Origin of the sequence: Streptomyces sp. MMG1121 (genome assembly GCF_001280015.1) — a bacterium.
Classification (GTDB): Bacteria; Actinomycetota; Actinomycetes; order Streptomycetales; family Streptomycetaceae; genus Streptomyces.
Genome location: NZ_LGDV01000085.1, coordinates 226,377 through 252,257 on the forward strand (window position 1 = coordinate 226,377; position 25,881 = coordinate 252,257).

Here is a 25,881-nt window from a genome sequence, read left to right on the forward strand (position 1 = left end):
TGACCGGACATGAGGACAGGAGACCTCGAATGACGTCGGACCACGATCTCGCCGCGGTGGGCGGCGGGCCGCCGGTTCGACCGCCGCGACGGCGGTGGCCCTGCGAGGACACCGGGTGCTGCTGCTGGAGCGGGAGACCTTCCCCAGGTACCGGATCGGCGAGTCCCCTTCACCCTCAAACGCGGCGGGACGCTGCGCTGGGGCCGTGCCCCCAAGCCCTGCCAGTTCTCCTTCTCCATGACGCCCCGTCCGCCCGAACCCGAGGGCGGGCGGGTGCGCGGTGTCGAGTGCACCGACCGGGGGACCCCGCGCACGGCACGCTCCCGGTTCGTCATCGACGCCTGCGGCCACACCAGCCGGATCCACGGCCACGTCGGCGGGGCGCGCGTGACGGCCCTGCGTCGCACGCCGGTCCCTACAGCGATGCGAGGGTGTCGGCCAGGTCCGCGAGGCCGAGTGAGCCCAGGGTGAGGGCCTTCGTGTGCCAGGTTCGCAGGTCGAAGTCGGCACCGAGTCGGCGTCGGGAGGCTTCGCGGCCCTGGAGCCAGGCGCGCTCGCCCAGCTTGTAGCCGATGGCCTGTCCGGGCCAGCCGAGGTAGCGGTCGATCTCGCTGGTGCGGCGGGCGGTGTCGCTGCCGTGGTGGGCGGCCATGAAGGCGGTGGCGAGGTCCGGGGTCCAGCGTTCGCCCGGGTGGAAGCCGGAGTCGGCGGGGATGGCCAGCTCCAGGTGCATACCGATGTCGACGATCACGCGGATGATCCGGAGCATCTGTTTGTCCAGGTAGCCGAGGCGGCGAGCGGGGTCCGTGAGGAATCCCAGCTCGTCCATCAGACGCTCGGCGTACAGGGCCCAGCCCTCCTTGTCGGCGCTGACGGCGCCGAGGCTGATCTGGTACCGGCTCAGCCGGTCCACGGCGGCGGTCCAGCGCGCGGTCTGCAAGTGGTGCCCCGGCACGCCCTCGTGGTACCAGGTGCTGACGATCTCCCAGGTGGGGAAGGTGTGTTGGCCGAGCGTGGGCAGGTTGGTGTAGCCGGGGCGGCTGAAGTCGAGGCTGGGGCCGGTGTAGTAGGGGGCGCCCGAGCTGCCCGGGGGCGCGATGCGCGTCTCGACGCGGCGGATCGGGCCGGAGATGTCGAAGTGGGTGCCGTCGAGGGCGTCGATCGCCTCGTCCATGATCTGCTGGAGCCAGGCGCGGATGTTCTCCTCGCCCGTGATGGCGTGGCCGTGCCGGTTGAGATGGTCCATGGTCTCGCGGACGGTGGCGCCCGGCAGGATACGCCCGGCCTCGGTTCCCATCTCGGCGTATGTGCGGTGGAACTCCTCCCAGGCCCAGGTGTAGGCCTCGGCCGGGTCCAGGGCGGCTCCGGTGGACCCGCGTGCCGCGCGCAGATAGCGTTCGCTGCCGACGGCGTCCGGGGTGCCGTCCGCGGCGGGCAGGTAGCCGGCCCGCAGCCAGTCGCGGAAGGCGGCCGCAGCGGTCGTCGCCCGGTCGGCGGCGGCGTCCAGCTCGGGCCTGAGGCGCTCCGGCGCACCGGCCACGAACGTGGCGAACCAGCTCGCTCCGCCGCCGTCCTGGCCGGTCCAGGCGGCGAGTTGCCCGCTGACGGCGTGCACCTGGCGGGGCGCGCACAGCAGCCCGCGGGTGATGCCCTCGGCCAGGGTCGCGCGGTAGCCGTCGAGGGCGGCGGGCAGATTGCGCAGCCGCCCCGCCACGGCCGCCCAGTCCTCGTCGGTGTCGGTGGGCATCAGGGTGAAGATGGAACGCACCCTGTGCAGGGGCGAGTTGACGTTGCGCAGTTGGCGGAACTGGTCGCCCGCCTCGTGCTGGGCGAGTTCGGCGGTCAGCCGTTCCCGCAGGAGCCGGGCGCAGTTGCGCTCGGTGTCCTCGAACACCGTGCCGTGCTTCTCGGCGTACCGCTCGCAGGCGTCGAGGGCGGAGAGTGTGCGCCGGGCCACGTCGGCGAGTGCCTCGAAGCCCTCCGGGGACAGATCCGGCTGCCGGTCGTCCTCGGGGTGCAGGCCGAGCCGGGTCGAGATCATGGGGTCGAGGGCGGCGACCCGCGCGACGTGGTCGTCGGCGATACGGCGCGGAGTGCTCGGTTCGTCGGTCATGCCTCATGCTGGCCTACCGTCATGGACCGTGTCAGCAGGGCGTGTTCCGATTCGGCCGGGGCGCTCAGCAGTACGGCGGCTGGTTGGTCAGGGAGGCCGCCACCCGCATCCATATGTAGAACTGCCGGTAGAGGCTGGGCAGTGTGCCCTGTGCCTGGACGGTCCGGCTGTCCGTCGAGGTGACGCCCGGGATTCCGGGCAGGAGGGCGGCCACCGAGGCCGACTGCCAGCGGACCGTGAGAGTGGCCGGGTCGGCCGGGGGCGCGAGGGCGGGCCGGGGGGCGCGGAGGGCGGCGGCGACCGCCTCCTCGATGGCCGTGCGCGCCTCCTCGGCGGGGCGCAGCTCGGCCGCGAAGCGGCCCCGGGCGTACTTCACGGGCACGGTGGTGACTGCGGCGTCCCACTCGGCCGTCTCCGCGCAGGCGCGGTCGTCGCCGGTGAGGACCACCAGGGGAACGCCGATGGCCGCCGCGGTGGCGTGGGCGAGCCCGATCTCGCCGACCGGGCGGCCGTCCAGCCACATGTCCTCGATCTCGTGGCCCATAAAGCTGTGGCTGAGCACTCCGAGCGCGCCGGCCCGGGAGTGGTAGCCGACGCAGACCATGGCGTCGTGCTCGGGCGTGAGGCCTTCGAGCATGCCCATCTGCTTGGGCTTGCCACGGATGAGGCGGGCCGCGGGGTCCAGGTCCTCGGGCAGGAGGTTGCGCATGGGGCCGTGCGCGTCGTTGACGAGGATGTCGGTGGCACCGGACGCGACGGCGCCCCGGACGGCGGCGTTGACGTCCTGGGCCATCATCCGCCGTCCACGTTCGTAGTCACGGCCGCCGGGCTGGACGTCGTCGGCGTCCACGAGGCCGGTGATGCCTTCCATGTCCACGCTCAGGTAGATCCGCACCGTGCGTGCTCCTCGCTCTTGATCAGTTCTCGCTGTGTCCGGTCCCGAGGATGCGCCTGAGCCAGCGGGTGCGGGCGTCGCGGGCGTCCCGGCTGAGGGCCGCCTGCGGGGCGAAGGTGTCGAAGCCGTGGAAGGCACCGGGCCACACGTGTAGTTCGGCCTGGCCGCCGGCCTGCCACAGGGCGTTCGCGTAGGCGACGTCCTCGTCCCGGAAGGTCTCGGCCGAACCGACCTCGATGTAGGCCGGAGGGAGCCGCGAGAGATCGGTGGCGCGGGCGGGCGCCGCGTAGGGCGGCAGGTCCGCGGCGCCGTACCGGTCGCCCAACAGGGCTTGCCACGCGGTCGCGTTGGAGGTGCGGTCCCAGAGGTCGACGCCTGCCATCTGGCGGCTGGAGAAGGTGTCGTCGCGGTCGTCGAGCATGGGGCAGATGAGCAGTTGCCCGACCGGGGCCGGCCCGCCGCGGTCACGGGTGAGCAGGGCGAGTGCCGCGGCGAGTCCGGCGCCGGCGCTCTTGCCGCCGACGATGACACGGCCGGCGTCGATGCCCAGCGCCGCCGCGTTCTCGACCGCCCAGACGAGTCCGGCGTAGCAGTCCTCCAGCGGTCCGGGGTACCGCGTCCGGGGCGCCAACCGGTACTCGACGGAGATGACGGCCAGCTCCAGCGGGTCAGCCCAGGCGCGGAGCAGCTGCGGCAGTACGGACCGGGCGTTGCCCATGATCATGCCGCCGCCGTGCATGTAGTACAGCAGCGGCAGCGGTCCGGCGACCCCGGCGGGCCGGGCGCTCACGAGCGTGACGTCCGGACTGCCCGGCCCTCCCGGCACCCGCAGCTCCGCCACCTCGAAGCGACCGCCGGCCCGTAGCGCCTCCACGGTCGGCCTGGGCCGGGCCGCGGCGTCCCGCTCCTGCCGGGCGGTCAGGTTCTCCGGGGTGAACGGCTCCCTCACCGCGTCCCCCAGAGCCTCCAGCGCCACGCTCAGCTCGGGGTCGAAGGGGGGCGCGTCCGAGGCCGCCGGGACAGCGCCGGGCTCCGGCCCGGACGCAGACGCGAGATCCATGCCCGCAGTCAATCACCCGCCCGGACCGGCCACGGCACCTGGGCCCCGCAAAGCGATCTTGATTCGTGTTACGACCCTGTGACACCAAGCGGACCGTTCGATGATCGTGACCTGTCAGGCTCTGTCTTGCCTGTCCACTTTTCTGGGGGATTCAGCCATGACTACACGAACCCGCACCACCGCAGCAGCCATCGCCGTGGCCGCGGCCGTCACCGGCACCGCGCTGCTGGGTCTCTCCGGCACCGCCTCGGCGGCCGCCACCAGCGCCTCGCACGGGACCCTGACCGTCAGCAACGGCACCAAGTACGTGCTGATCGGCGGGCACCGGGTGAATTTCGGCGTGACCGTCCGTGACCTCGCCTGGTCCCCGAACGGCGCGAAGGCCGCCTTCATCGACGGCTCCGGAAACCTGGACATCGCCAACCCGGACGGCAGCCACCGTGTCGTCGTCGCCAAGAACCCGGGCAACCAGAACTGGTCGCACCCCACCTGGCAGGTGACCGCGAAGGACTCCCAGACCGGCATCCCGGCCAAGGACAATCTCATCTTCGCGGCCCGCGACAAGGGCGTCTCCCGCCTGAAGTACATCTCCGACAAGGCCGTCCACGGCACCCCGAAGACGCTGTCCCTGAACGGCGACCCGGGCCCGGGCGGGGCGATCCCGCAGACCGGCAACGTGTGGCCCAACGTGGGCGGCCACTACGGCAGTTCGGTCTACGCCAACGTCGACACCGGTGCCGTGTACATCCGTGACGACTACACGCGCCAGCAGGGCGGCAAGCTCACCCAGGGCTCCGAGCCCGCGCTGTCCCCGAACGACGAGGAAGTCGTCTTCGTGCGCTCGGTCGCCGGCCACGACCACGTCCTCGTCGAGGACTTCATGCACGGCAACCGCGTCAAGGACCTCACGCCGCACGCGACCACCGACTACACCGAGCCGGCCTGGTCCCCCGACGGCAAGACCCTCGCGGTGCGCACCCCGTCCGGCACGGTGACCCTGCCGGCGAACGGCACCGGCCACCCCACCAAGGTCACGTCGACGGTGGGCCTGGCGGCGTACCGCCCCTGACGTCGGCCGACCGGGCGGGCCGGGCGGGTCCGGGTCGCGGAGTGCGGGTCACTTCGCGGTCCGGGCCAGCTCGGCCCGCAGTTCGTCCAGGTGGGCGTCGGCGGTGTCGTGCGGCAGGAACTCCACGACGTCCAGGAACCGGAACAGCACCTGGCTGCTCGTGACGGCGTACTCGAACTCCGCGAAGCCCACCACCGCGCCCATCGCGCCCCGGACGGCACCGCGCACCACGTGCACGGTCATCTCGTCCGGTTCGGCCGCGGACAGCCCGCGCCGGGCGTTGGGCCGGGCCAGATACGGGCACACCATCGAGGCGTACAGCATGCACGCACGGTGCCCCGGGCCTTCGAGGGTCGGCGCGAGGTTGCGGTACGGCCGATCGGCGGCCAGCGCGTCGGCGATCGCCGCGCTCTCCGCAGCCCCCACCACACGCCACACCGGTCCCTGCGGCATGGGCCGGTTGCACACCGAACACAACCGACCCCGCGCGCACTCGGCGCTGCGGTCGTAGTCGGTCAGGGCGAACCGCGGCTCGTCGTTCTCCCACGGGGTGATCGCCGGAACGGGATATCCGCGCACGTCCCGGGGGCGCGCCTCGACCCCCGCCGGCATGGGGACACTCTCAAATCGCACACGCCATGCCTATCAGGCTCCGCTCCGCGGCACCAGCAAGAGCCGCACTCGTCACGGCCCGGACGCGCCTTGTGCGGGCGTGTCGGCGCTGCCGCGTGCGATCCGGGCGAGGTCCGTCATCAGCGACTCCAGCCACGAGACGGCGGCGTAGTACAGGCGTGGCGCGCCGGGCGGCTCGACGGTGAACCCCGCAAGGGCCGGGTCGATCGGCGGCAGCGGTCCGGTCGGGGTGTCGCCCGCGGGATCGAGCGCCGCCGAGACGAGCAGCATCCGGGCGGCGACCCGGTCCCCGAGCCCGCCGGCGGACTCGGCCGCCGCGGGCCCCAGCACGGCGAGCGGCGGCTCCAGCAGGCGTTCGGACCCCCACAGGGTGTGGTGGCCGGCCATCAGCGTCGCCTGCCAGTCCATGTGGCGTGGCGCGGCACCCCGGGCCGGGCCGCCGAAGGGCGTCGGCTCGCTCTGGAACTGCGCGTACGCGGACTCGGCGAGGACGACCGCGTGTTGCAGCGACCGGTGTCCGGGCGCCTGCGGTGGCGGCCCTCCGATACCGGGGCCCGCCACCGAGGCGCCGGTCGCCACGACGATCTCGGCCGCCCTGCGCAGGAGTTCGGCCGCGGCGTACCGCATCTCGTCATGGGCCCCGCGGGGCCAGGCCAGCAGACCGAAGACGGCGCCGATCGCGCTGCCGATCAGCACGTCCAGCACCCTGACTTCCGCCAACCGCCATGAAGAAGGCTCCAGTTGGGCGAAGACCAGGGCCACCAGCACGGTGAACAGTCCCTGCGCCCAGCCGACACCCTTGACCGGTCCGACGGTGAAGGCGAACAGCATCCACACCGGGAGGAGGACGGCGTAGACCGCGGTGTCACCCTCGACCAGCACCAGTGCCGCGGCGGTGACGAGGGCGCCGGCCAGCGTGCCCACGAGCGCCACACGGATGGTGCTCCAGGTCTCGCCCATCGTGGTCCGGGTGAGACTGAGCGTCGCCAGCATGGCCCAGAATCCGTGCGGCAGCGTGTCCACCCCGGCCACCAGCCGGGCCGCGGTCAGCGCCAGCGCGATCCGGACCGCGTTCTGGAAGAACACCGACCTGCGCCCGGCGTGGCCGCGCACCCGGTGCCACCACAGGACGGGTGCCCGGCTCGTGGCGTACCAGAAGCGGCCCTGGACGATCTCCACGGAGGCGTGCCGGCCGTGTGCGGCAAGGTCGGCGGCCCCGCCCATGGCGAGGGCGGCGTCGGCGATCTCCAGCACGGCCGCGTGCCGGCGCAGCACGGCGGGCGCGAACTGCGGTGTGCGGGCTCCGGGGACGGGCGCGGATGCCGTAGGGGGCGCCGGGCCGGCGGAGACGGCCGACAGGTGGGCGCGTGCCGCGACCAGGTCCTCGTACGGGGCCACCGGCGACGGCCCGGTGCTCAGGCACATCTCGGTCGCCGTGGCCAGCCGTGCCGTCGCGTGCAGTACGGCGGTGACCTCGGGTCCGAGGTGTCCGCCCGGCGGGGCGGGCAGTTGGGCGAGGCGGCTGAGGAGGGTCCGGGCGGCGAGGCCGGTGTGCGCGAGGGCACGGTCGCGCATCCCCGGCCCGGCCGGGCGTTCCGCCTCCGGCACGGTCTGGGACCGCAGCCTGCGGCCGGTCTCCTGGGCCGCCCGGGCGTCCGCGTCGGTCAGGGCGTGGGGCGGTGCGGCGAGGAGGGTCGCGCAGTGCGCGGCCATACCTGCCGCGCGGGCGGCCCGCTCCTGGTACGGCGGCGGGCTTGGCTCGGGGAAGAGCAGCGCCTCGGCGGCCACGAGCAGCACCAGTCCGGTGGTCGTCCCGGCCAGACGCTCGCCGATCGTGCCGGGGGCGTAGGGCGGGAAGGACGGGAGGATGTAGAGGAGTTGCAGGCCCGGTGCCGCTCCCGCCAGGCGCGGGCCGCCCACGGCGGCGAAGGCCAGCAGGAAGCCGACCACCAGCATGCCGACGACGGCGCTCCAGGTCCGCACGGACAGCCAGGTGCCGACGACGACGAGCAGCCAGCACACCGGGAGCAGGCGCAGTTCCAGCGCGGCGCGCTGGCGCCCGGTGCCGGGGGTCCTGGCGATGCCGCCCAGGGACACGGTGGTGAACAGGGCGTAGGTGGCCGCGGTCGGGCGGTCGAGGCCGTAGCGGAAGAGGTAGAAACCGGCCGCGGCGACCAGCGTCACGCGCACCGCCCGTCGGCCCGAGGCAGCGTAGTCCGCCGCGATCCGACGGACGGGGACACGAGGACCCACGGTTACAGCATCGCCCCGTGCCGGGCGCCCGGCACGTCGCGGCCGGGGCCCAGCAGGAGGCGCGGTCGGGTGGGTCAGCCCGGGGTGAAGCGGACCGGCGTCCCCGCCGCGGCCTGGGCGGCCGCCGCCAGGGCGGTCTCCGCGACGACGCCGATCACCGGGTAGCCGCCCGTGGTCGGGTGGTCGTGCAGGAACACCACCGGGCGTCCGTCGGGGGGCACCTGCACCGCGCCGAGCACCATGCCCTCGCTGGGCAGCTCGCCGCCCGGCACGCGCTCCAGCGGCGGCCCTTCGGTGCGCAGGCCGATGCGGTTGCTGTGCTGCGACACACGGTACGTCGCCGAGGTGAGGGTGCGCAGTGCCGCCGGGGTGAACCAGTCGGTGCGGGGGCCGAGCCGCACCGGCAGGGTCAGTTCGGGGGGCGGTGCGGGCCAGGGGGCGAGGTCGGCAGGCACCTCCGGGGAACCCGGTACGCCCAGCGGCAGGACGTCCCCCGCGCGCAGCGGTGCCGGGCCCAGTCCGGAGAGCAGGTCCGTGGAGCGGCTTCCCAGGACGGGCTCGACGGCGATGCCGCCGGCGACGGCGACGTACGCCCGTACGCCCGCCGTCACACCGCCCGCGTCCAGGACGGCACCGGCGGGCACGCGTACGGGCGCTCCCCAGGCCGCGGGGCGCCCGTCGACCGTCACCGGGCAGGGCGCGCCGCCGACCACGACGGTCACGGTGTGGTCGGGGCGCAGGGCGCAGCCGGTCAGGGTGGCCTCCAGGACGGCGGCGCCGGGGGCGTTGCCCAGCAGCCGGTTGGCCAGGGCCATGGCGGGGGCGTCGAGGGCGCCGGAGCGGGGGACGCCCAGGTGGGCGTGACCGCGCCGGCCGAGGTCCTGGACCGTGGTGAGGGCGCCGGGTCGTACGACGGTGAGCCTGACGGTCACGACGCACCGCTCTCGGCCACGAACCGTACGCGCGTGCCCGGGGTGAGCAGCGCCGGTTCGTCGCGGGTGAGGTCCCACAGCGGGGCCGGGTCCGCCATCGTGCCGATCAGCTGCCAGCCGCCGGGGGTGGCGCGCGGGTACACCGCGCTGTAGGGACCGGCGAGGGCCACGGCACCGGCCGGCACCCGGGTGCGGGGCGTGTCGCGGCGCGGCAGGTGCAGCCGGGCCGGCAGGCCGGTGAGGTAGCCGAAGCCGGGGGCGAATCCGCAGAAGGCGACGCGGTAGGTGTACGAGGCGTGCAGGGCGCCGACCTCGTCGCTGCCGACCTGCCACAGGGCGGCCACCTGGGCCAGGTCGGGGCCGTCGTACCGTACCGGGATCTCCACGACTCCCCCGTCGTCGGCGGGGCGGGCCGGTATGTCCCAGCCGGCCATCCGGCGGGCCAGCTGCTCGGGCTGCGGGACCCCGTCCAGGAGTACGGTCCGCGCCCCGGGCACGATCTCCTCGACCGGCGGCAGGGTGCCCGCGGCGCGCCGCCGCAGCAGTTCGGCGTGGAAGGCCCCGGTGTGCTCGGCGTCCGGCAGTTCGACGAGCAGTGCGTGCCGCCCGGCGGGGCGCACCGAGAGGGGCCGGCCGGCGGTCATGCGAAGGCCCCGACCTCGACCCCGGCCGCCTGCAGGGCCGCGCGCACCCGGGCGGCGATCCGGGCCGCGCCCGGGGTGTCGCCATGCACACACAGGGAGCGGGCGGCCACCGGCACGGTCGTACCGTCCACGGCCTCGACGGCGCCGTCCACCGCGAACGCCAGCGCGCGCCGGACCACCGCGTCCTCGTCGCTCACCACGGCGCCCGGCTCGCGGCGCGGCACGAGCGTGCCCGCGGGCGTGTAGGCACGGTCGGCGAAGGCTTCGGGTACGGCCGTCAGGCCCGCGTCCGCGGCGGCGGCGAGCAGCCGTGACCCGGGCAGGCCGAGCACCGGCAGCGTCCCGCCGGCCAGTTTCACGCCCGCGACCACGGCCGCGGCCTGGTCGGCGTCGTGCACGGTGCGGTTGTAGAGCGCGCCGTGCGGCTTGACGTACGCCACCTCGGCACCGGCCGCCTGGGCGAAGACGCGCAGTGCCCCGATCTGGTAGGCCGTCTCGGCCGCCAGTTCGTCGCCGGGCACGTCCATGGCGCGCCGGCCGAAGCCGGCCAGATCACGGTAGGAGACCTGGGCGCCGATCCGTACGCCGCGCTCGGCGGCGAGGTCGCAGACGCGGCGCATCACGCTGGGGTCGCCCGCGTGGAAGCCGCAGGCGACGTTGGCGCTGGTCACGACGGAGAGCAGGGCGTCGTCGTCGGTGAGGGTCCAGCGGCCGAAGCCCTCACCGAGGTCCGCGTTGAGGTCGATCACCTTCCGAACGTAGTCGATTGTTGAACGATCCGACAAGACATCGATTTTTCTGCTCCAACCCTTGTTCGATCGTTCAACGATCCCCTAGGGTCCGTGCATCCATCCACGGACCCGGAACCCCGGATCCGCGTCGCCCGGGCGTCCTGCCCCGTCACGCGTGAAGAAGGCCGCCGCATGATCGTTCTCCTCGGCGTGGTCGTGGTGATCCTCGGATTCGTCACGCGCCGCAATCCCGTCCTCGTCGTGGGCGTCGCCGGTGTCTTCACCGGGCTGATCGGCGGGATGGACCCGCGGGAGGTCCTCGCGGCCTTCGGCCGGTCCTTCGCCGACAGCCGCTCGGTCACCGTCTTCGCCGTCGTCCTGCCGGTGATCGGCCTGCTGGAGCGCTACGGCCTGCGCGAACAGGCCCGCCGGCTCATCGGCCGGCTGGCCGGCCTCAGCGCCGGCCGGTTCCTCGCCGTCTATCTGCTGGTCCGTCAGATCACCGCGGCCTTCGGCCTCAACAGCATCGGCGGTCCCGCGCAGACCGTACGGCCGCTCGTCGCGCCCATGGCCGAGGCCGCCGCCGAACGCACGACGGGCGCCGCGCTGCCCGACCGCCTGCGCGAGAAGGTGCGCTCCTACGCCGCGTCCGCCGACACCGTGGGCCTCTTCTTCGGCGAGGACTGCTTCATCGCGATCGGCTCGATCCTGCTGATCACCGGCTTCGTGAACTCGACGTACCACCAGAGTCTCGAACCCACCCAGCTGGCCCTGTGGGCGGTCCCGCTCGCCGTGTGCGCCTTCCTCGTCCACGGCGCCCGACTGCTGCTCCTGGACCGGCAGTTGCAGCGGGAGATGGCACTCGCCCACGCCGAACACGAGCTGCCGCTGCCGAAGGGAACCGACAAGTGATCAAGGTCGAATGGCTCTACTGGCTGATGGGCCTCGTCTTCGTCGTCATGGCCGTGCAGATGGCCGCCGACCGCAGCAATCCCAGGCGCTGGACCTCCGCCGCCTTCTGGGGCCTGCTCGGGCTCACCTTCCCCTACGGCACCGGAGTCGCCAACGCCACGGCGCCGGGCGGCGGCTGGACCCTGCCCGCCGAACCGCTCGGCGTCGCCGTCCTCGCCCTCATCGTGCTCGCCGGCTTCAACTTCCTCGGCAAGGGCGAGCCCGTCACCAGCACCGCCGAGGAACGCGAGGCCTCCGCGAGCCGGCTCGGCAGCAAGATCTTCATCCCCGCGCTGACGATCCCGCTCGTCGCCATCGTGTGCGCCTCCCTGCTCGACACGTCCGGCCTGTTCGAGACGGGCAAGGCCACCCTCATCGGGCTCGGCCTCGGCTGCCTGGTCGCGCTCGTCGTCGGCATGCTGGTCACCGGCGAGCGCAAGCTGTCCGTACCGCTGCACTCCGGCCGCTCCATGCTGGAGGCGATGGGCTCCGCGCTGCTGCTGCCCCAGCTCCTCGCCGTCCTCGGCTCGATCTTCGCGCTGGCCGGGGTCGGCACCCAGGTCGGCAAGATCGTGCACGACGTCCTGCCGGACAACTCCACGTACCTCGCCGTGGTGGCGTACTGCGTCGGCATGTTCCTGTTCACCGTGATCATGGGCAACGCGTTCGCGGCGTTCCCGGTGATGACCGCGGCGATCGGCTGGCCGGTCCTGATCGAGCAGATGCACGGCGACGAGCCGGCGGTCCTCGCGATCGGCATGCTGGCCGGTTTCTCGGGAACGCTGTGCACCCCGATGGCCGCCAACTTCAACATCGTCCCGGCCACCCTGCTCGAACTGAAGGACCAGTACGGCCCGATCAAGGCCCAGATCCCGACGGCGCTCGCGCTGCTGGTCTGCTCCACCGTGATCATGGCGCTCTGCGCGTTCTGACCCGTGCCGGCTCCTGCCCCTGTGTTCCTCGTGAAGGAAGTGCCATGACCCGTGTGCTCGTCACCGGCTTCGCCCCCTTCGACGGCCAGAGTGTGAACCCGTCCTGGCAGGCGGCCTCGCTCGTGGCCGCCGAGCCGCCCGCGGGGCTCACGGTCACCGCCACCGAACTGCCCTGTGTCTTCGGCGAGTCCGTCGAGGTACTGCGCGCGGCCGTCCGCGCCTCGGCCCCCGACCTGGTCCTGTGCCTGGGCCAGGCGGGCGGCCGCCCCGGTGTCACGGTCGAGCGCGTCGCCATCAACCTCGACGACGCGCGGATCCCCGACAACGCGGGCCGCAGGCCCGTCGACGAGCCCGTGGTCCCGGACGGCCCCGCCGCGTACTTCTCGTCCCTCCCCGTGAAGACCTGCGTCGCCGCCCTGCGCGCGGCCGGGGTCCCGGCCGCCGTCTCGCACACGGCCGGCACGTTCGTCTGCAACCACGTCGCGTACGGCCTCGGCCATCTCATCGCCACCGAACTCCCGCACGTCCGGGGCGGTTTCGTGCACGTGCCGTGGGCGCCGGAGCAGATCACCGACGGCACCGCCCCGGCCCTGGAGCCCGCCACGGTCGCGCGCGGCCTGCGCGCCCTGCTGGGCGCCGCGGCCACCACCCCCGCCGGCCAGGACCTGAGGGTCACCGAGGGAGCCACCCACTGATGCCGCTCACCGCCCACGCGGCCCCCTTCGCCCGGATCGCCCTCGCGAACGTCATGCGGGAGTACCCCCACTCCCTGACCCATCTGATGACTTCACCGGACGAGGAGGTACGGCCGAGAGCCCTGCACCCCGCCTTCCACGGCGCCTACGACTGGCACTCCGCGGTCCATATGCACTGGCTGCTGGTCCGTCTGCTACGCCGCCACCCAGACGCGCCCGCCTTCCCGGAGACCGCGCCGGCCCTGGCCGTCCTCGACCGGCACCTCACCTACGGGAACATCGCGACCGAGGCCGCCTACCTGCGGGCTCGCCCCTCCTTCGAGCGGCCGTACGGCTGGGCCTGGCTGATGGCGCTCGCCGCCGAATGCCGGGCGTACGGGGGTGCGGCAGGCGCCCGTTGGACCAAGGCCCTGGCACCGGGAACCGCCGCCGTCGAAGCCCTGCTGGCCGAGTGGCTCCCCAAGGCCACGTATCCCGTGCGCCACGGCAACCACCCCAACAGCGCCTTCGCCCTCGGGCTCCTGCTCGACACGGGCGAGCTGTCCACCGCGACAGCCGAGGCCGTACGACAGCGTCTGCTGGCCTGGTTCGCCGACGACCACGACGCTCCCGTGCACTGGGAACCCTCCGGCCAGGACTTCCTGTCCCCGGCGCTGACCGAGGCGGACGCGATGCGCAGGGTGCTGGACGCGGGGCGGTTCGCGCGGTGGCTCGACGGCTTCCTGCCCGCGCTGCGCACCGGCGCGCCCTGCCCGCCGCTTGAGGTGCCCGCCGTCTCCGACCCCGCCGACCCGCAGATCGGCCACCTGCTGGGCCTCACCCTCAGCAAGGCGGCCGCGCTCCGCTCGATCGCCGGGGCACTGCCCGAGGGCCCGGTCCGCACCCGCCTGACGGAGGCGGCCGAGGCCCACCTGGCGGCCGGGCTGCCCGCCGTGACCCGCGACGACTTCACGACGGGCCACTGGCTGGCCACCTTCGCCGTGCTCGCCCTGAACGCCGGATCCGGTCCCGCCCGGGTCCCCGCGTCCGGCTAACGCCCGGCCGCGACCCGACGCACCACCGGACGCCACGACTCCAACGGCGCCGCCCGAAGACCCACCACCTTCCCCGCGTCATCGGCGCGACGCAGGGCGACGGCCGACGCGAAGTCGGGATCCGCCTCGAAGGCGGCGACTTCCTGCGGGGTCATGGGTCCGCCCTGGCAGCCGAGTGTGCGGGCGCTCTCCGGTGACAGCACGAGCTGCGGGTCGGCCACCGCCAGATAGCGCTTGGCCGGGATGTGCGCGGCGACGAGCCGGGCGACCCGCGCCCCCAGGAGCCCCTCGACCGCCGTCGCGGCATGCCGGCCGTGCCCCTCCTCATCGGCGGGCACCAGGTAGTGGCCGATGTCGTGGACGAGCCCGGCCACCTGGAGTTCCTCGTCGTCCGGGTGGCGCTCGGCCAGCACGGCGGCGACCTGGAGACCGTGGTCGAGGATGTCCACGGGATCACCCGACCGGTCCGGCGTGTCCCAGACATCCTCGCAGTCGGCCAGCAGGGTCATGAGCGCGTCCACGGACGCTATGGGGTCGTACGTCACACGGCCACACTGCCGCACTCGGGCGGACGGCCGGTGACGTCAGGGTGTACGCCCGCTGCCCGGCGACGTTCGGGGCCGTCCCCGGGCAGGCGGGCTGAGCCGGGCGGGGGCCGGGCTGCCCCCGCCCGGCGGGGCGGGTCAGATGCCGAACGGGGCGGCGTAGCGGACGGTGCCGCTGGGCAGCGGATGGCCGTCGCCGAGGGCGAGGGCCATCAGTGCCTCGTCCGGAACATCGATGCTGATGCCGATGCCGTGGGCCGAGGCCCGGGTGAAGCCGAAGCGCGGGTAGTACGCCGGATGTCCGAGCACGACGACGTACCGCTCGCCCAGGTCCCCGGCGGCCAAAAGGACGGCGCGTACGGCTGCCGTACCGGCGCCGGTGCGCTGGTGGGCGGGGCGTACGGCGACGGGCGCCAGACACAGAGCCGGGACGTCGTCGATGTGGCAACGGGTCAGCAGGGCGTGTCCGACCGGCGTGCCGTCGTCGTCGGTGCTGACGACGGACAGCCCCTCGATCCACGCGGCCGGGTCCCCGCGCAGGGCGTCGACGAGGTCGGCCTCCTCGGCGGTGGGGAACGCGGTCAGGTTGATCTCACGGACGGCGGAGATGTCGGTGCCGGTCTCGGCACGCGTGATCCAGTGGTGACGCATGAGGGATGAGGTTCCGTTTCGCTGTGTTCGTACGGGGCCCCGCGGGCTCACGCTCCCGGCAAGGGCGGACAGAACGAGGTCAGGCCACGGCCCGGGACGTGAGGGAGACCCGGGCACTGCGCAGGGTGGCCTCGAACGCGGTCATCAACCCCACCTCCCCTGCTTCGCGGCTCCGGCTCACATACGAACCCGGGCAGTCTAGCGGGCCCGTTCCCTCGTCATCGCGGCGAGCCAGGCCTGGATGCCGGCCCGTCCAGGATGATCTCGATGGTGGCGGGCACCGTGCAGTCGACGTGCAGGCCGTCGGCGAACGTGTCCGTGAGGTCGTCCCGCGTCAGCCGGTGCGGGCCCGCGGTGCCGAGGGTCCGGGGCTCCCGGTCGCTGAAGCACAGCGGCAAGGAACGGCCGCCGGGGTGCAGCACCGCTCGCAGGCCCGCGGTGAAGGCCGGGCGGTCGTCCGGATCCGGCAGATGGAGCATGCCGCAGTCCAGCACCGTGTCGAACCGCTCCCCCAGGTCCGCCGGACTGCGTGCGTCGTGGTGCGGAAACCGGGCGTGGGCGCAGTACCGACGCGCCTTGTCCCCGGTGGTGCGCGGAGCGGTGGCCGCAAGGTCGATGCCGGTCGCGTCGAGGCCGAGGCCGGCGCACATGAGCACGTGCTCCCCGGTCCCGCAGCCGACGTCCAGGACCCGTCCCCGGACGGCGCCGGACCGGGCGAGGCCGAGAAAGGCCGACGGGGGGTGTCCGCTCCCCCAGGGCGGGCGGACGGTGTACGGGTCGTCCGGCCACTGCCAGGGGTGCGCGGCGTCCGCGGCGCCACGCGAGGCGGGTCCGGTCATGCCCACGGCCTTCCCGCGCTGCCGCCGCACGGAGCCGTCCCCGGGTTCCCGTGCCGGCAACGCCCGGTCCATCGACCGTAGCGCCGGACCGGACGGTCCCGGCTCGGCGCCGGGGCTGCGACGCGCACGGCCGTGTACGACCTCCCGGCGCTCGCGGCGGCTCCGACCCTACGAGCCGAGCAGCGGGCGCAGCGCTCCCTCGCGCAGCCGGTCCACCAAGGGTGGCGCGAAGCGGCGTGCCACGAGGATCCCGACGAGGGCGACGACGCTGCCGACCAGGGCTCCCACCGCGACGTCGTGCGGGTAGTGGGCACCGACGTAGACGCGTGAGGCCGCCATCACGACGGCTGCGAGCAGGGCGACGGAACCGAGCCACCGGTTGAGGAGGACGAGTGCCACCGCGAAGGCGAAGGCGACGGTGGTGTGGTTGCTGGGAAAGGCGTAGTCGTCGGGGGCCGGGCACGCCTCGATGAGGAAGTCGTGGGGCAGCGCGCGGCACGGCCGCGGTTCCTGGAAGACGACCTTGATCCCGCTGTTGAGCACATAGGCGAGGACGACGACGAACGGCGTGGCCAGCACGGCGGCCATCGCGGCACTCCCCTGGCGCCGGGCCCGCCACCAGGCGATCAGCAGGAGCAGCACGAAGACTGCGAAGCCGTACGTGCCGTACGCCGACGCGATCCCGTTCAGCCAGTGCGTGTGCCGGGCGAAGTCGGTGACCTCGGTGTACAGGCCGCCGTCGATGGCCGCGCCGTCGAGCGCCTGGGCAGTCGGGGAGGAAGTCGTCATCAAGCGGATCTCCGGGCCGTGGTTCACGTGCGAGGTGCGCCCCAGAGAAGGCAGGGGGGCACCGAGTGGACGTACAGATGACTCGCAGCCGTCCGAAACATGAACGTCTACAGGTACGTAGACGCTATCAGGTGGAGATCGGTTCACTCACCGGGAGATCCGGCAGCAGCTCCCCTGGGGCGGACGCCCGGTACCGCAGGCGGTCAGCCGTCGACGTCCGTGCGCAGGACCGCGCGCCGTCCGCGCAGCTCGCCCCGCTCCAGCCTGGCGTGCACGCCGGCGGCCGCGCTCAGCGGGAGCACCTCGATCCGGCGCGGGTGCAGGGCACCCCGGCCGAGCAGATCGTTGAGGTACCCGGCGGCCTCGGCGAGTTCGTCGGAGGTCGCGTGGGAGATCACGAACCCCACGACGGAGCGGTCGTTCATGTACAGCGGGCCGACGGGCAGCACGGGGCGGGTGCCGGCGCCGGCCAGCAGCACGATGCGGCCCCGCCGGGCGAGCAGCTCGACGGAGGTCTCCAGGTCGTTGACGCCGGCGGTGTCCAGGTAGAGGTCGACGCCCGACGGAGCCGCGGCGCGGATCCTCGCGGCCAGGTCCGGGGCACGGTAGTCGAACACCTCGGCCGCGCCCGACTCCGCACAGTACGACGCGTCGTGTGCGCCGGCCGTCGCGAGGACACGGGCGCCGGCCCGCGCCGCCATCGTCACCAGCGCACTGCCCACCTGGCCCGCGGCTCCCGCGACCACCACGGTCTCACCCACGCTCAGGCGCCCGTGCGTGAACAGCGCCAGGTACGCGGTCGCCCCCGGATGGAGGACCGCCACGGCGGCACAGGGGTCGACGCCGTCGGGCAGGTGGTACAGCCGGTCGGCCGCCACCACCGCCTGCTCCGCCGCCGCGCCCTGCCGGCCCTCGTGTCCGAGGCTGTTGCACCACACCCGTTCCCCGACCCGGAACCCGGTGACGCCGGGCCCCACCTCGGCCACCGTTCCGACCAGGTCGCGGCCGACGACGAAGGGGAAGGCCAGCTGGGTGGGGAAAAGCCCCGAACGGACGAACGTGTCCACGTGGTTGACCGCCGTGGCCAGGACGTTCACCCGTACGTCGGTGGGACCGGGCACCGGTGCCGGCACCTCGCCGTACCGGATGACGTCGGCGGAACCCAGCTTCTCAATGTAGGCAGCACGCATGACATCACATGGTTCCACCTGGGCTTGCGCCGTGAACGGCAGACCCGGCACGGCACCCGGACCAGACCCGGCGGCCGGGCAGGAAGCTCAGCGTCATGCCCACCGCGCCGATCCACAGCGTGACCGTCGCCCCGCACACCGAACCCGAGACTCCGCCGAGGACTCCCCCCAGCGGAATACCGCCCCAGGACACGAACCGGGCCGTCGCGCTCATCCGGCCCAGCAGCCGGTCCGGTGTCAGGGCCAGCTGGAGGCTCGACTGGGCCACGAAGCTGACGACTCCGCCCAGGGAGAGGGCGGCGAGCCCGATCGCCGCCGCCCACACGCTCCAGCCCGGCCGCGCCAGCGGCATCAGGGCGGTCGGCGGACAGGTCACCAGCGGTGCCAGCCAGATGACCCGGCCCTGCCCGAGCCGGCGCGCGAGCCGGCCCGCCAGCAGGGCGCCCAACAGGGCACCACAGCCCATGCCCGAAAGGACGAGTCCGATGGCGAAGGACCCGAGGCCGATATTCCTCTCCAGGAAGACCAGCAACATGGTCTGGTACATGATCAGGAAGAGGTTGAACATCGCGTCCCCCGTCATGGTCGCCAGCAGGGCGGGATGCCGGCGAACGAACTTCAGCCCTTCTGTGATGTCTCGCGACCATGCGCGGTGCTCGCCCGGCTCGGGCCGCTCCTCCCGCGAGCGGATGCCGATGGTGATGAGCCCCGATGCGGCCATTCCGACCGAACTCGCCACCAGCGCCACGGGGCCCCGAACCAGCCGACCAGCGGGCCCGCCACCGCCGGCCCGCCGATGCTGGTCACCGAGCGTATGGCCGAGAGTTTCGCGTTTCCCTCCACCAGGTGGTCGCGCCCCACCAGATGCGGCAGACAGCTGACGTACGCGACATCGAAGAAGACGGTCAGCAGGCCGTGTGCCAGAGCCAGTGCGTAGAGCCACCGGATCGTCAGCAGGTGCGCCCACCACGCCAGCGGTACCGACAGCAGGAGCAGCGCGCGCACCAGATCGGTGCTGATCATGACCGAGCGCTTCCGCATGTGGTCCACCCATGCGCCGGCCGGCAGCCCGACCAGGAGCGAGCCCGCCGTGGTCATCGCGGTCAGCATGCCGACCTGGAATTCGTCGGCGTTCAAGGCCACGATTCCCACCAGCGGCAGAGCCAGGAAAATGATGCGGTCGCCCAGCTGGCCCAGCGCCGTGGCGGCGGACAGCCGCCTGAAATCCGGATCGCGCAAGAGCCCGAGCCGCGAGGGGGTGGACCTCGGACTCACCGTTCGGCCCCGAACGCGTAGACGACGGCCCGGCGTACGTCCGGAATGACGATGTCGGCGGTTTCCACCGGGCGTCCGTCCGCGTCGTAGAGGGTCCGCTCGATCTGGAGCACCAGGTCTGCGACGCCGATGCCGAGCAGGTTAGCCTGCTCCTGGGTGGCGCGGGCCGGGCGCGGCAGTTCGACCACGGTGTCGATGACCACGCCGATCGAACGCATCCGCGCGGGCACGCCCTGTCCCGCCAGGGGTCCCCTCTCGGGCAGCACGATCGGCGTTCCGTCCGTGAGGGCCATCGGCTCCCAGGATGCGGAGAGCTGCACGGGCTGCCCGCCGGCGAGGAACTCGTAGTGCGTGGTGACGCAGGGTTCCCCGGGGCTGATGGCGAGGCGCTCGGCGATGGCCTGCGGAGCGGGGACGCGCACCTGGCTGTGCGCGTCCCAGGCGTCGGCCCTGCCCGGCTCCCGGGTGCCGGCGTGGAAGGGGGCGCCGCCCCGGCGTTCCTGGTGCCGCGAGCGGACCAGCCGCAGGCGCTCGCGCGGCACGCGGACGTAGGTGCCCGAGCCGGCACGCCCCTCGAGGAGACCGTCGCTGATCAACCGGTCCATGGCCCGCTGCACGACATTGCGCCCGACCCCGTACTCCTCGGCGAGCCGTGCCCGCGACGGCAGGCGCTGTCCGACGTCCCATTCCCCCGAGAGAAGGCGGGCGCGCAGCGCGTCGGCCATCGCGAGATACGGCGCTTGTCGGGGCATGCGTGACTCTCCGGCGGTTTCGCTGAGCGACAGCTGGTGATTCCAGACGGAGTCGAGAAGCTAACGCACCCGGCGAAAGCTACTGGAGCAGCAATACGCTCGGTGGTCATGCGCCCCCGGACGGGCGCCACACCCGTCGTGCCGGTCACCCACGCCGGATCCTCTTCCGTCGCCCGGCAGTTGGCGTCCCCGGGCCACATCCGCGTCGGCCGCGCCGGTGGGGTGGTGACCGAGGCGGCCCGCGCCCGCGGGCGCCCCGTGGTCGCCGGCGCCGGCGCGCGGGCCCGGGAGTCCCGCGACGGTGTGGAGGTGGCCCGTGCGGCTGACGGCCCCCGGCTCAGGCAGGGCCGGTCACCTCGTGACCGGCGTTCGTGAGTACGGTGAGCGCCTCCGCCAGCCGCGCGTGCGGTACGAGGATCACGTCCGAGTGGTAGGTGGAGGCGACGAACACCGGGATGCCCCGCGCCCCGAGGGGCCCCACGACAGCGGCCAGCATGCCCGGCGCGTCCAGATCGTGGGCGTCGTCGCCGTACAGCCCCGCCCAGTCGTCCCGCGTCTGCTCGCCTGGGCGCACCTCCTGTACGACGGTGAGCCCCTCCGGTCCGCGAACAGCCGCGAACCAGCTCTCGTCCACAGGATGCGCCCCGTCTTCCAGCAGGGCCACGCCGAAGCGGCCCGGCAGTACGCGCAGTCGTCTGCGCAGCTCGCTCATCACGGGAGGCTACCCGTCGCGGGGTGGCGGCAGGCGCGCCGCCGCCACCCCTGCCGAGTCAGCGCCCGCGCTCCGTGCCCTCGGCGCCGAGCGCCCAGGCGCCGAAGGCCGCCCCGGTGGTCTCGAAGTCGAAGATCACATGGGAGGCGGCGGTGTTGACGTCCCGCCAGAACCGCTGGACGGGGTCGGACTCGAAGTGGGCCGTGGTCCCGCCGGACTTGAAGATCCGGTCGACGGCCGCGACCAGCAGTTCCACGGCCAGCGCGAGGTCCCGCGGCCCGCGGACCGGCGCCTCGCCCTCCCGGGTCTGCTCGATGCCGTCGGCAACTCTGGCGGCCCGCTGCATGAGGAGTTCGGCGGCGTCCACCTCGGCGGCCGAGCGGGCCAGCTCGATCTGCGCCGGCGGCTTCTCCCGCACCGGCACGCCCCGCCGGTCGACCCGTAGAACCGTCTGCTCGGTGCCGACGCGCAGCGCCCCCCGGGCGGCCCCGAGCACCGGAACGGCGAGGGGCAGGGCGTTCAGGGCGTCCACCGGGACGGTGTGGCAGCGGGCCTCGGAAGCGGTGGCCCGGCCCGCGTTGATGTCGAACCTCGACAGCGTGCGGTGCTCGGGTACGAGGACGTCGTCCAGGACCATGGTGTCGCTGCCGGTCCCGCGCATGCCCATCGTGAACCAGGTGTCCTTCACGGTGACGTCCGCCCGCGGCACCGCGAAGAACCGCACCTCAGGGCGTCCGTCGGGACCCGGCTGACCGTTGGGTACGGCGGAGCAGGCGAAGACCCAGTCCGCGAAGCGGACTCCGCTGATGTACTTCCACTCGCCGCTGAGCCGCCAGCCGCCGGCCACGGGCTCGGCCTTGCCGGCCGGCATGAGCGCGCCCGCCATCAGGGCGTTCGGTCCGTCGGCCCAGATCTCGGCCTGTCCCTCCAGGGGCAGGAAGGCACCGTAGCGGGCCGCGTACGCGGACAGCGAGGCGGCCCAGGCAGCCGAGGCGCAGCCCTGGCCGACCACCGTGACCGCCGAGGTCATGTCCGTGAAACGGCCTTCGGCACCGCCGTAGGCGGCGGGCACGAAGTGCCGGGCGAACCCGGCCTCCCGCACCGCCTCGACCGCCTCGGGCGCGAGCCGTCGGGCGGCCTCCGTCTCCCCGGCGCACCGCGCCGCGATCTCCGCCACGCGCGGTGCGCCGGCGACGACCTCCGCCACGAGCGGCCGCTCGGCCACGAGCGTCGTTGTTGTGTCGCTGAGCATCCTGTTCGCCACCTCCACTGGGATGGCGGCAGTCTCTCCGGCCGAGCCCACCACAGGCCGCACCCGAGCCCGGGACCGGCCCGTCGATCACCCGACTGGCTTCACGACACACCGTCACCCCGCTCGGCGGGACCGTGCGGCGGGTGGCGGGTGGCGGGTTCAGGACGTGGGCAGCCAGGCCCGCATGCGGCCGTCGGCGCGGTTGGCCCAGGCCTGCCCCGCTCCTTGAGCTGGAACCAGGTGTTGAGGTAGCCGTCGGGCTGCTGGGCGGCGGCCACGAGGGCGGTGATCCGGTCCACCTCGGCGGCCAGCGCGTCGTCGTCGGCCTACTGCGCCCAGCGTCCCATGGCCGGCGCGGTGCCCACCAGGCACTCGACGTCGGCCGGGAAACCGGCCAGGGCGTAGGCGGTCAGGCGCAGGTGGCCTTCCAGACACACCAACCGCTCGTGTCCTTCGCCGACAAGGATCAGAGGCGAGAACCGCTCCCCTCTCGTGAGCGCACGAGCGGCTTTCACGAACCGTTCGTTGGGCACGTCGAACGCCCGGACGCCTGCCCTGACGCGTCCGGCCGCATCGGCCGGCCGACGGCTGCCACCCGACAGTTCCACCCAGTAGGAATAGTTCATGTAACGCACCTGGGCCACCTCGGCAGCGGAGAGCACCGCCCTGGTCCAGGTGACACGAGCCGGGAAGTTCTCGAACAGCTCACGGTCCTCGCCGTACCCGCGCGTCGCCGCGAGCAGGGCGCGACGTGCGGCGTTCGCTCCGGCGTCGGAGAGGTCCGGACGAGTGATCAACTCCTCGGTCTGCCCGCATGCCACCAGGCGGGACCGGATGTCACCGCCGAACCGCTCGCTGGACAGCTCGCCACCCAGGAAGCAGGCGACCATCTCGGCCTCGTTGCTCACGCCCAGCACGCGCATGACTGTCAGTATGAAGCGGACGAGCACGTGATCGCGACGGTGGCCAGGTAGTTCCGACGGGGGCGCGCGGCAAGGCAATGCACCTCATACGGTTCGACCATGTTTCGGGCAACGTGCGCCGATTCCGCACGCCGGTGACGGGCGGCGGGTCACACTCGGCGACGGAGGGGGGACGCGTGCGGCGGCGGTCGCACCATCCCTACGTGTCGCGCCGCCCGGGGGAAAGGCGGCGAGCGGACCAGCAGGGGGATGCATGACGCAGTCTCTTCCGGGTCAACACCCCACCCCTGAGCGGGTGTTCACCGGACGCGGAAGGCTTCCGGTCGTCGTGGTCGGGGCGGGACCGTACGGACTGTCGGTGGCCGCGCACCTACGGGCGGCCGGGGTGCCGGTGCTCGTCTTCGGGGAGGTGATGGGCAGTTGGCGGCATGCCATGGCCACCGGGATGTTCTTGAAGTCGACACCGGCGGCCACCGATCTGTCCGCACCCGAACCGGGCGCGCGGCTCGCCGACTTCCGCCGGCGCCAGGGCGAGCCGGAGCTGACCGAGCTGACGCCGATTCCGTGCGACGTGTTCGTACGCTACGGGCAGTGGTTCCAGAAGCAGTACGTCGGTGACGTCGATCCGGCCCGTGTGGTGTCCCTCGACCGGGACGGGACCACCGCGGGCTTCGCGGTCCGGCTGTCCGACGGGAGGGAACTGGCCGCCGCGGCAGTCGTCGTGGCCACCGGTCTGAACGGACTCGCCCACGTCCCCGAGGAGTTGCGCCGCCTGGCGCCCGAAGGTCCCGGCCCCGACGCCCCCGTGTCGCACACCAGCCACCACACCGACCTCTCGTGCTACGCCGGGCAGCGGGTCGCCGTGATCGGCGGCGGCCAGTCCGCGCTGGAGAGCGCCGCCCTGCTGCACGAGGCCGGCGCCGAGGCGCGGGTGCTGGTCCGGGAGAGCCGGGTGCGGTGGGGAACGACGCCCGTCCTGACCCGTCCCTGGCCCCAGCGTCTCGCCCGGCCGGCCTCGCCGTTGGGCACCGGCTGGGTCCTGGCCACGGTGTGCGCGGCCCCCTACGCCGTACGGCGACTGCCGGCGTCCGCCCGGCTGCTGCTCTTCCGGCGCGCGCTGGGCCCGTCGGGCGGCTGGTGGCTGCGGGACCGGGTCGAGGGCGTCGTACCGGTGCACACCTCGTGCCGCGTCACGCGCGCCGAGGTGGCGTCGGGGGGAGCCGTGCGCCTCGAACTCGCCGGTCCCGGCACCACCGCGCCCGCGCAGTTCCACACCGTCGACCACGTCCTCGCGGCCACCGGGTACCGGCTCGACCTGGACGCGCTGCCGTTCCTCGCACCCACGCTACGGCAGGCGCTGGTGTGCGTGCCGGGGTCCGGGGCTCCCGAGCTGAGCGGCACGTTCGAGTCGTCCGTGCCCGGTCTGTACTTCACCGGGTCGCTCGCCGCCCCGATGTTCGGGCCCATGATGCGGTTCGTCGCCGGGACCGGGTTCGCCGCCACCCGCATCGCCGCGCACGCAGGGCACCGAAGCCGCGCCGCCCGGTGACCGCGGGGGCACGGATCACGCTACCGGCGCCGCTCGCCCGCCCTGTGGTGCCGGCAGCAGCCGTCGAAGTCCCCGGGGTGCGCCGCGCCCAGCTGCGCGGCCATCGCGACGCACTGGGCGCGCTGGGCGTCGTCGACCATCTTGTCGCTGTCGGAGGCGGCGTTGGCGAGGCCCGCGCAGCACACGGTCAGCAGCAGGGCGCCGCCCGCGATGGGGAGGGTCCGGCGGGGCGGTGGCGGGGCGAGCAGGGCGCGGACCCGCTGGGGTACGGCGCCGCCGGTGACGGCGAGCGCCGGCGGGCTCGACGTGTGGGCCGAGGCGGCGAGCGCGGCCCGCCCTACGGCGCGGGCGACGACCCTGCGGCTGCCGACGTGCGCCGCCGCCTCCTCGTCCGCCCACCGCTCCAGGACGAAACCGCCCGCGTCGGCCAGGGGCCGCAGCAGCGGATTGACGGCCGCGGTGAGCCGCCACACGGTCTGGAACAGATGGTGCCGGCCGCGCAGATGGGCGCGTTCGTGCGCCAGCAGCGCCTCGCGTTCCTCGTCGTCGAGGCAGCGCAGCATGCCTCGGGAGACGACGATGCGGCCGGGCGCGCCGGGCAGGGCGAACGCCTGGGGCGCGGCGGCGTCGATCACGGCCAGCTCGCCGTCCCCGGGCACGCGGGCGCACTCGCGCCGGGCCCACAGCAGATGGCGGAGCTGCCGTACGGCGGCGAGGGCCAGGGAGGCGACCCCCGCGAGCAGGACGAGCGCGCCGACGACCGCGACGGTGAGGTGGACCGGGTTCTCGGCCCGCAGGACGGCGACCGACCAGCGGCCCTCCGCCGCCACTTCGGGTATCTGGGCGATCCCGGTGAAGGCCAGCAGGGCCAGCGAGCCCGTCCAGCCGACGGTCGTCACGAGCGCGGTGCAGGCGAGCGCCCAGGCGGCGGGGCGCGGAGCGAGCCGGCGGGCCGGCCGGGGCGCGAGGACGCTCAGCACGGCCGTCACGACGAGCGGGACATAGACGCTGATCAGCACCGGCTCACTTCCCGTCGTCTCAGTGTCCGGCGCCGTCGCGGCCGTCGGGTCCGGACAGCAGCTGCTGGAGCAACCGCTCGTCCCGTGCGGACAGTTCGGAGACGAAGCGGGCCAGTACCGCCTCGCGGTCGGAACCGCCCTCCAGCAGCGACTTCATGCGGTGCGCGGTGTGGGAGGCCTCGTCGCGGGCCGGTTCGTAGGCGTATCCGCGGCCCTCGCGACGGCGGACGAGCATGCCCTTGTCGTAGAGCCGGGACAGGATCGTCAGGACCGTCGTGTAGGCCAGGTCGCCCGGCAGGCGTCCCAGGACCTGCCGCGCTGTCAGCGGCCCGTCGGCGGACCAGAGGGCGGCGAGCACATTGCTCTCCAGTTCGCCGCGCGCCCGCCTGCCGGGTGTGCCGATCTCCCTGAAGCCGTTCACCGTTCGCCTCTCCGTCGCCTTG

At 73.6% G+C, this 25,881-nt stretch carries 27 protein-coding genes; 6 read left to right on the top strand and 21 right to left on the bottom strand.

The genetic code is table 11. The features are described 5' to 3' along the window. Nucleotides 1-415 precede the first annotated feature (415 nt). From ADK64_RS09525 to ADK64_RS09535, 3 genes are all read right to left on the bottom strand, one after another. Nucleotides 416-2,113, bottom strand: a complete 1,698-nt coding sequence (locus ADK64_RS09525; RefSeq protein WP_053657016.1) for a DUF885 domain-containing protein — start codon at nt 2,111-2,113, stop codon at nt 416-418. Nucleotides 2,114-2,177: 64 nt separating this feature from the next. After that, the gene (locus ADK64_RS09530) at nt 2,178-3,008 is read right to left on the bottom strand and encodes a M55 family metallopeptidase (protein ID WP_053657018.1); all 831 of its coding nucleotides are present in this window, start codon (nt 3,006-3,008) and stop codon (nt 2,178-2,180) included. A 22-nt stretch (nt 3,009-3,030) separates the two neighbouring features. Then, complete coding sequence (locus ADK64_RS09535) at nt 3,031-4,068, bottom strand: alpha/beta hydrolase (protein ID WP_053657020.1); 1,038 nt, start codon at nt 4,066-4,068, stop codon at nt 3,031-3,033. A gap of 157 nt (nt 4,069-4,225) precedes the next feature. On the opposite strand from ADK64_RS09535, the gene ADK64_RS09540 reads away from it, so the two are divergent. Further along, a complete protein-coding gene (locus ADK64_RS09540; RefSeq protein WP_078992570.1) occupies nt 4,226-5,137 on the top strand; it encodes a PD40 domain-containing protein in 912 nt (303 codons plus the stop codon). 48 nt (nt 5,138-5,185) lie between these two features. On the opposite strand, the gene ADK64_RS09545 is transcribed toward ADK64_RS09540, so the two are convergent. The 5 genes from ADK64_RS09545 to ADK64_RS09565 form a co-directional block, all read right to left on the bottom strand. Further along, nucleotides 5,186-5,749: a hypothetical protein gene (locus ADK64_RS09545; protein ID WP_053657024.1), complete on the bottom strand. Its 564-nt coding sequence runs from the start codon at nt 5,747-5,749 to the stop codon at nt 5,186-5,188. A gap of 72 nt (nt 5,750-5,821) precedes the next feature. Next, nucleotides 5,822-8,023, bottom strand: a complete 2,202-nt coding sequence (locus tag ADK64_RS09550; protein WP_234384510.1) for an FUSC family protein — start codon at nt 8,021-8,023, stop codon at nt 5,822-5,824. A 74-nt stretch (nt 8,024-8,097) separates the two neighbouring features. Then, nucleotides 8,098-8,955 (bottom strand): biotin-dependent carboxyltransferase family protein, encoded by an 858-nt coding sequence (locus ADK64_RS09555; protein ID WP_053657026.1) that lies wholly within the window; start codon nt 8,953-8,955, stop codon nt 8,098-8,100. Continuing rightward, nucleotides 8,952-9,599: a 5-oxoprolinase subunit B family protein gene (locus tag ADK64_RS09560; RefSeq protein ID WP_053657028.1), complete on the bottom strand. Its 648-nt coding sequence runs from the start codon at nt 9,597-9,599 to the stop codon at nt 8,952-8,954. Before ADK64_RS09560 ends, ADK64_RS09555 begins: the two co-directional genes overlap by 4 nt. Further along, entirely contained in the window at nt 9,596-10,348 is a 753-nt protein-coding gene (locus tag ADK64_RS09565) for a LamB/YcsF family protein (protein WP_053657030.1), read from the bottom strand. The genes ADK64_RS09560 and ADK64_RS09565 overlap by 4 nt, the downstream gene beginning before the upstream one ends. Nucleotides 10,349-10,522: 174 nt before the next feature. Between ADK64_RS09565 and ADK64_RS09570 the strand changes: the two genes are divergently transcribed. Genes ADK64_RS09570 through ADK64_RS09585 form a run of 4 tightly spaced genes read left to right on the top strand, consistent with a single transcriptional unit; the run spans nt 10,523 to nt 13,942 of the window. Continuing rightward, the gene (locus tag ADK64_RS09570) at nt 10,523-11,242 is read left to right on the top strand and encodes a DUF969 domain-containing protein (RefSeq protein ID WP_053657032.1); all 720 of its coding nucleotides are present in this window, start codon (nt 10,523-10,525) and stop codon (nt 11,240-11,242) included. After that, the gene (locus ADK64_RS09575; protein ID WP_053657034.1) at nt 11,239-12,213 is read left to right on the top strand and encodes a DUF979 domain-containing protein; all 975 of its coding nucleotides are present in this window, start codon (nt 11,239-11,241) and stop codon (nt 12,211-12,213) included. The genes ADK64_RS09570 and ADK64_RS09575 overlap by 4 nt, the downstream gene beginning before the upstream one ends. A gap of 44 nt (nt 12,214-12,257) precedes the next feature. Further along, nucleotides 12,258-12,908 carry a pyroglutamyl-peptidase I gene (pcp, locus tag ADK64_RS09580; protein ID WP_053657036.1) on the top strand — a complete coding sequence of 217 codons (651 nt, stop codon included), beginning with the start codon at nt 12,258-12,260 and terminating at the stop codon, nt 12,906-12,908. Continuing rightward, a complete protein-coding gene (locus ADK64_RS09585) occupies nt 12,908-13,942 on the top strand; it encodes a DUF2891 domain-containing protein (RefSeq protein ID WP_053657038.1) in 1,035 nt (344 codons plus the stop codon). Before pcp ends, ADK64_RS09585 begins: the two co-directional genes overlap by 1 nt. Here ADK64_RS09585 and ADK64_RS09590 read toward each other — a convergent pair. From ADK64_RS09590 to ADK64_RS09635, 11 genes are all read right to left on the bottom strand, one after another. Next, the gene (locus ADK64_RS09590; RefSeq protein ID WP_234384511.1) at nt 13,939-14,487 is read right to left on the bottom strand and encodes an HD domain-containing protein; all 549 of its coding nucleotides are present in this window, start codon (nt 14,485-14,487) and stop codon (nt 13,939-13,941) included. The two genes, ADK64_RS09585 and ADK64_RS09590, sit on opposite strands and share 4 nt — an antisense overlap. A 138-nt stretch (nt 14,488-14,625) precedes the next feature. Beyond that, nucleotides 14,626-15,138 (bottom strand): GNAT family N-acetyltransferase, encoded by a 513-nt coding sequence (locus ADK64_RS09595; RefSeq protein WP_053657042.1) that lies wholly within the window; start codon nt 15,136-15,138, stop codon nt 14,626-14,628. Nucleotides 15,139-15,356: 218 nt separating this feature from the next. After that, the gene (locus ADK64_RS09600; protein WP_199829551.1) at nt 15,357-15,977 is read right to left on the bottom strand and encodes a class I SAM-dependent methyltransferase; all 621 of its coding nucleotides are present in this window, start codon (nt 15,975-15,977) and stop codon (nt 15,357-15,359) included. A 168-nt stretch (nt 15,978-16,145) separates the two neighbouring features. After that, entirely contained in the window at nt 16,146-16,766 is a 621-nt protein-coding gene (locus tag ADK64_RS09605; protein ID WP_053657044.1) for a phosphatase PAP2 family protein, read from the bottom strand. 203 nt (nt 16,767-16,969) lie between these two features. Beyond that, complete coding sequence (locus ADK64_RS09610) at nt 16,970-17,956, bottom strand: NADPH:quinone reductase (RefSeq protein WP_053657045.1); 987 nt, start codon at nt 17,954-17,956, stop codon at nt 16,970-16,972. Between the two features lie 4 nt (nt 17,957-17,960). After that, nucleotides 17,961-18,677 carry an MFS transporter gene (locus tag ADK64_RS48375; protein ID WP_267888534.1) on the bottom strand — a complete coding sequence of 239 codons (717 nt, stop codon included), beginning with the start codon at nt 18,675-18,677 and terminating at the stop codon, nt 17,961-17,963. Further along, entirely contained in the window at nt 18,575-19,195 is a 621-nt protein-coding gene (locus tag ADK64_RS48380; protein WP_267888535.1) for an MFS transporter, read from the bottom strand. Before ADK64_RS48380 ends, ADK64_RS48375 begins: the two co-directional genes overlap by 103 nt. Nucleotides 19,196-19,227: 32 nt before the next feature. After that, nucleotides 19,228-19,983: a GntR family transcriptional regulator gene (locus ADK64_RS09620; RefSeq protein ID WP_053657047.1), complete on the bottom strand. Its 756-nt coding sequence runs from the start codon at nt 19,981-19,983 to the stop codon at nt 19,228-19,230. Between the two features lie 337 nt (nt 19,984-20,320). Then, nucleotides 20,321-20,695 carry an ACT domain-containing protein gene (locus ADK64_RS09625; protein WP_053657049.1) on the bottom strand — a complete coding sequence of 125 codons (375 nt, stop codon included), beginning with the start codon at nt 20,693-20,695 and terminating at the stop codon, nt 20,321-20,323. A gap of 58 nt (nt 20,696-20,753) precedes the next feature. Next, nucleotides 20,754-21,947, bottom strand: a complete 1,194-nt coding sequence (locus ADK64_RS09630) for an acyl-CoA dehydrogenase family protein (RefSeq protein WP_053657051.1) — start codon at nt 21,945-21,947, stop codon at nt 20,754-20,756. Nucleotides 21,948-22,273: 326 nt separating this feature from the next. Then, the gene (locus ADK64_RS09635; protein WP_234384512.1) at nt 22,274-22,870 is read right to left on the bottom strand and encodes a hypothetical protein; all 597 of its coding nucleotides are present in this window, start codon (nt 22,868-22,870) and stop codon (nt 22,274-22,276) included. A 253-nt stretch (nt 22,871-23,123) separates the two neighbouring features. Here ADK64_RS09635 and ADK64_RS09640 point away from each other — a divergent pair, with 253 nt between their 5' ends. Then, entirely contained in the window at nt 23,124-24,419 is a 1,296-nt protein-coding gene (locus ADK64_RS09640; RefSeq protein WP_078992572.1) for an FAD-dependent oxidoreductase, read from the top strand. A gap of 20 nt (nt 24,420-24,439) precedes the next feature. On the opposite strand, the gene ADK64_RS09645 is transcribed toward ADK64_RS09640, so the two are convergent. Then, nucleotides 24,440-25,438, bottom strand: a complete 999-nt coding sequence (locus ADK64_RS09645) for a M56 family metallopeptidase (protein ID WP_053657053.1) — start codon at nt 25,436-25,438, stop codon at nt 24,440-24,442. A gap of 19 nt (nt 25,439-25,457) precedes the next feature. Beyond that, the gene (locus ADK64_RS09650) at nt 25,458-25,859 is read right to left on the bottom strand and encodes a BlaI/MecI/CopY family transcriptional regulator (RefSeq protein ID WP_053657055.1); all 402 of its coding nucleotides are present in this window, start codon (nt 25,857-25,859) and stop codon (nt 25,458-25,460) included. Between the last annotated feature and the right edge of the window lie 22 nt (nt 25,860-25,881).

What these genes read in the sequence shown, in the direction of transcription:
- ADK64_RS09525 (WP_053657016.1), bottom strand. Translation starts at nt 2,113, where the DNA reads ATGACCGACGAACCGAGCACTCCGCGCCGTATCGCCGACGACCACGTC.
- ADK64_RS09535 (WP_053657020.1), bottom strand. Translation starts at nt 4,068, where the DNA reads ATGGATCTCGCGTCTGCGTCCGGGCCGGAGCCCGGCGCTGTCCCGGCG.
- ADK64_RS09540 (WP_078992570.1), top strand. Translation starts at nt 4,226, where the DNA reads ATGACTACACGAACCCGCACCACCGCAGCAGCCATCGCCGTGGCCGCG.
- ADK64_RS09545 (WP_053657024.1), bottom strand. Translation starts at nt 5,749, where the DNA reads ATGCCGGCGGGGGTCGAGGCGCGCCCCCGGGACGTGCGCGGATATCCC.
- ADK64_RS09560 (WP_053657028.1), bottom strand. Translation starts at nt 9,599, where the DNA reads ATGACCGCCGGCCGGCCCCTCTCGGTGCGCCCCGCCGGGCGGCACGCA.
- ADK64_RS09570 (WP_053657032.1), top strand. Translation starts at nt 10,523, where the DNA reads ATGATCGTTCTCCTCGGCGTGGTCGTGGTGATCCTCGGATTCGTCACG.
- pcp (WP_053657036.1), top strand. Translation starts at nt 12,258, where the DNA reads ATGACCCGTGTGCTCGTCACCGGCTTCGCCCCCTTCGACGGCCAGAGT.
- ADK64_RS09585 (WP_053657038.1), top strand. Translation starts at nt 12,908, where the DNA reads ATGCCGCTCACCGCCCACGCGGCCCCCTTCGCCCGGATCGCCCTCGCG.
- ADK64_RS09595 (WP_053657042.1), bottom strand. Translation starts at nt 15,138, where the DNA reads ATGCGTCACCACTGGATCACGCGTGCCGAGACCGGCACCGACATCTCC.
- ADK64_RS09600 (WP_199829551.1), bottom strand. Translation starts at nt 15,977, where the DNA reads ATGACCGGACCCGCCTCGCGTGGCGCCGCGGACGCCGCGCACCCCTGG.
- ADK64_RS09605 (WP_053657044.1), bottom strand. Translation starts at nt 16,766, where the DNA reads ATGACGACTTCCTCCCCGACTGCCCAGGCGCTCGACGGCGCGGCCATC.
- ADK64_RS09610 (WP_053657045.1), bottom strand. Translation starts at nt 17,956, where the DNA reads ATGCGTGCTGCCTACATTGAGAAGCTGGGTTCCGCCGACGTCATCCGG.
- ADK64_RS48375 (WP_267888534.1), bottom strand. Translation starts at nt 18,677, where the DNA reads ATGGCCGCATCGGGGCTCATCACCATCGGCATCCGCTCGCGGGAGGAG.
- ADK64_RS09620 (WP_053657047.1), bottom strand. Translation starts at nt 19,983, where the DNA reads ATGCCCCGACAAGCGCCGTATCTCGCGATGGCCGACGCGCTGCGCGCC.
- ADK64_RS09625 (WP_053657049.1), bottom strand. Translation starts at nt 20,695, where the DNA reads ATGAGCGAGCTGCGCAGACGACTGCGCGTACTGCCGGGCCGCTTCGGC.
- ADK64_RS09630 (WP_053657051.1), bottom strand. Translation starts at nt 21,947, where the DNA reads ATGCTCAGCGACACAACAACGACGCTCGTGGCCGAGCGGCCGCTCGTG.
- ADK64_RS09635 (WP_234384512.1), bottom strand. Translation starts at nt 22,870, where the DNA reads ATGCGCGTGCTGGGCGTGAGCAACGAGGCCGAGATGGTCGCCTGCTTC.
- ADK64_RS09640 (WP_078992572.1), top strand. Translation starts at nt 23,124, where the DNA reads ATGACGCAGTCTCTTCCGGGTCAACACCCCACCCCTGAGCGGGTGTTC.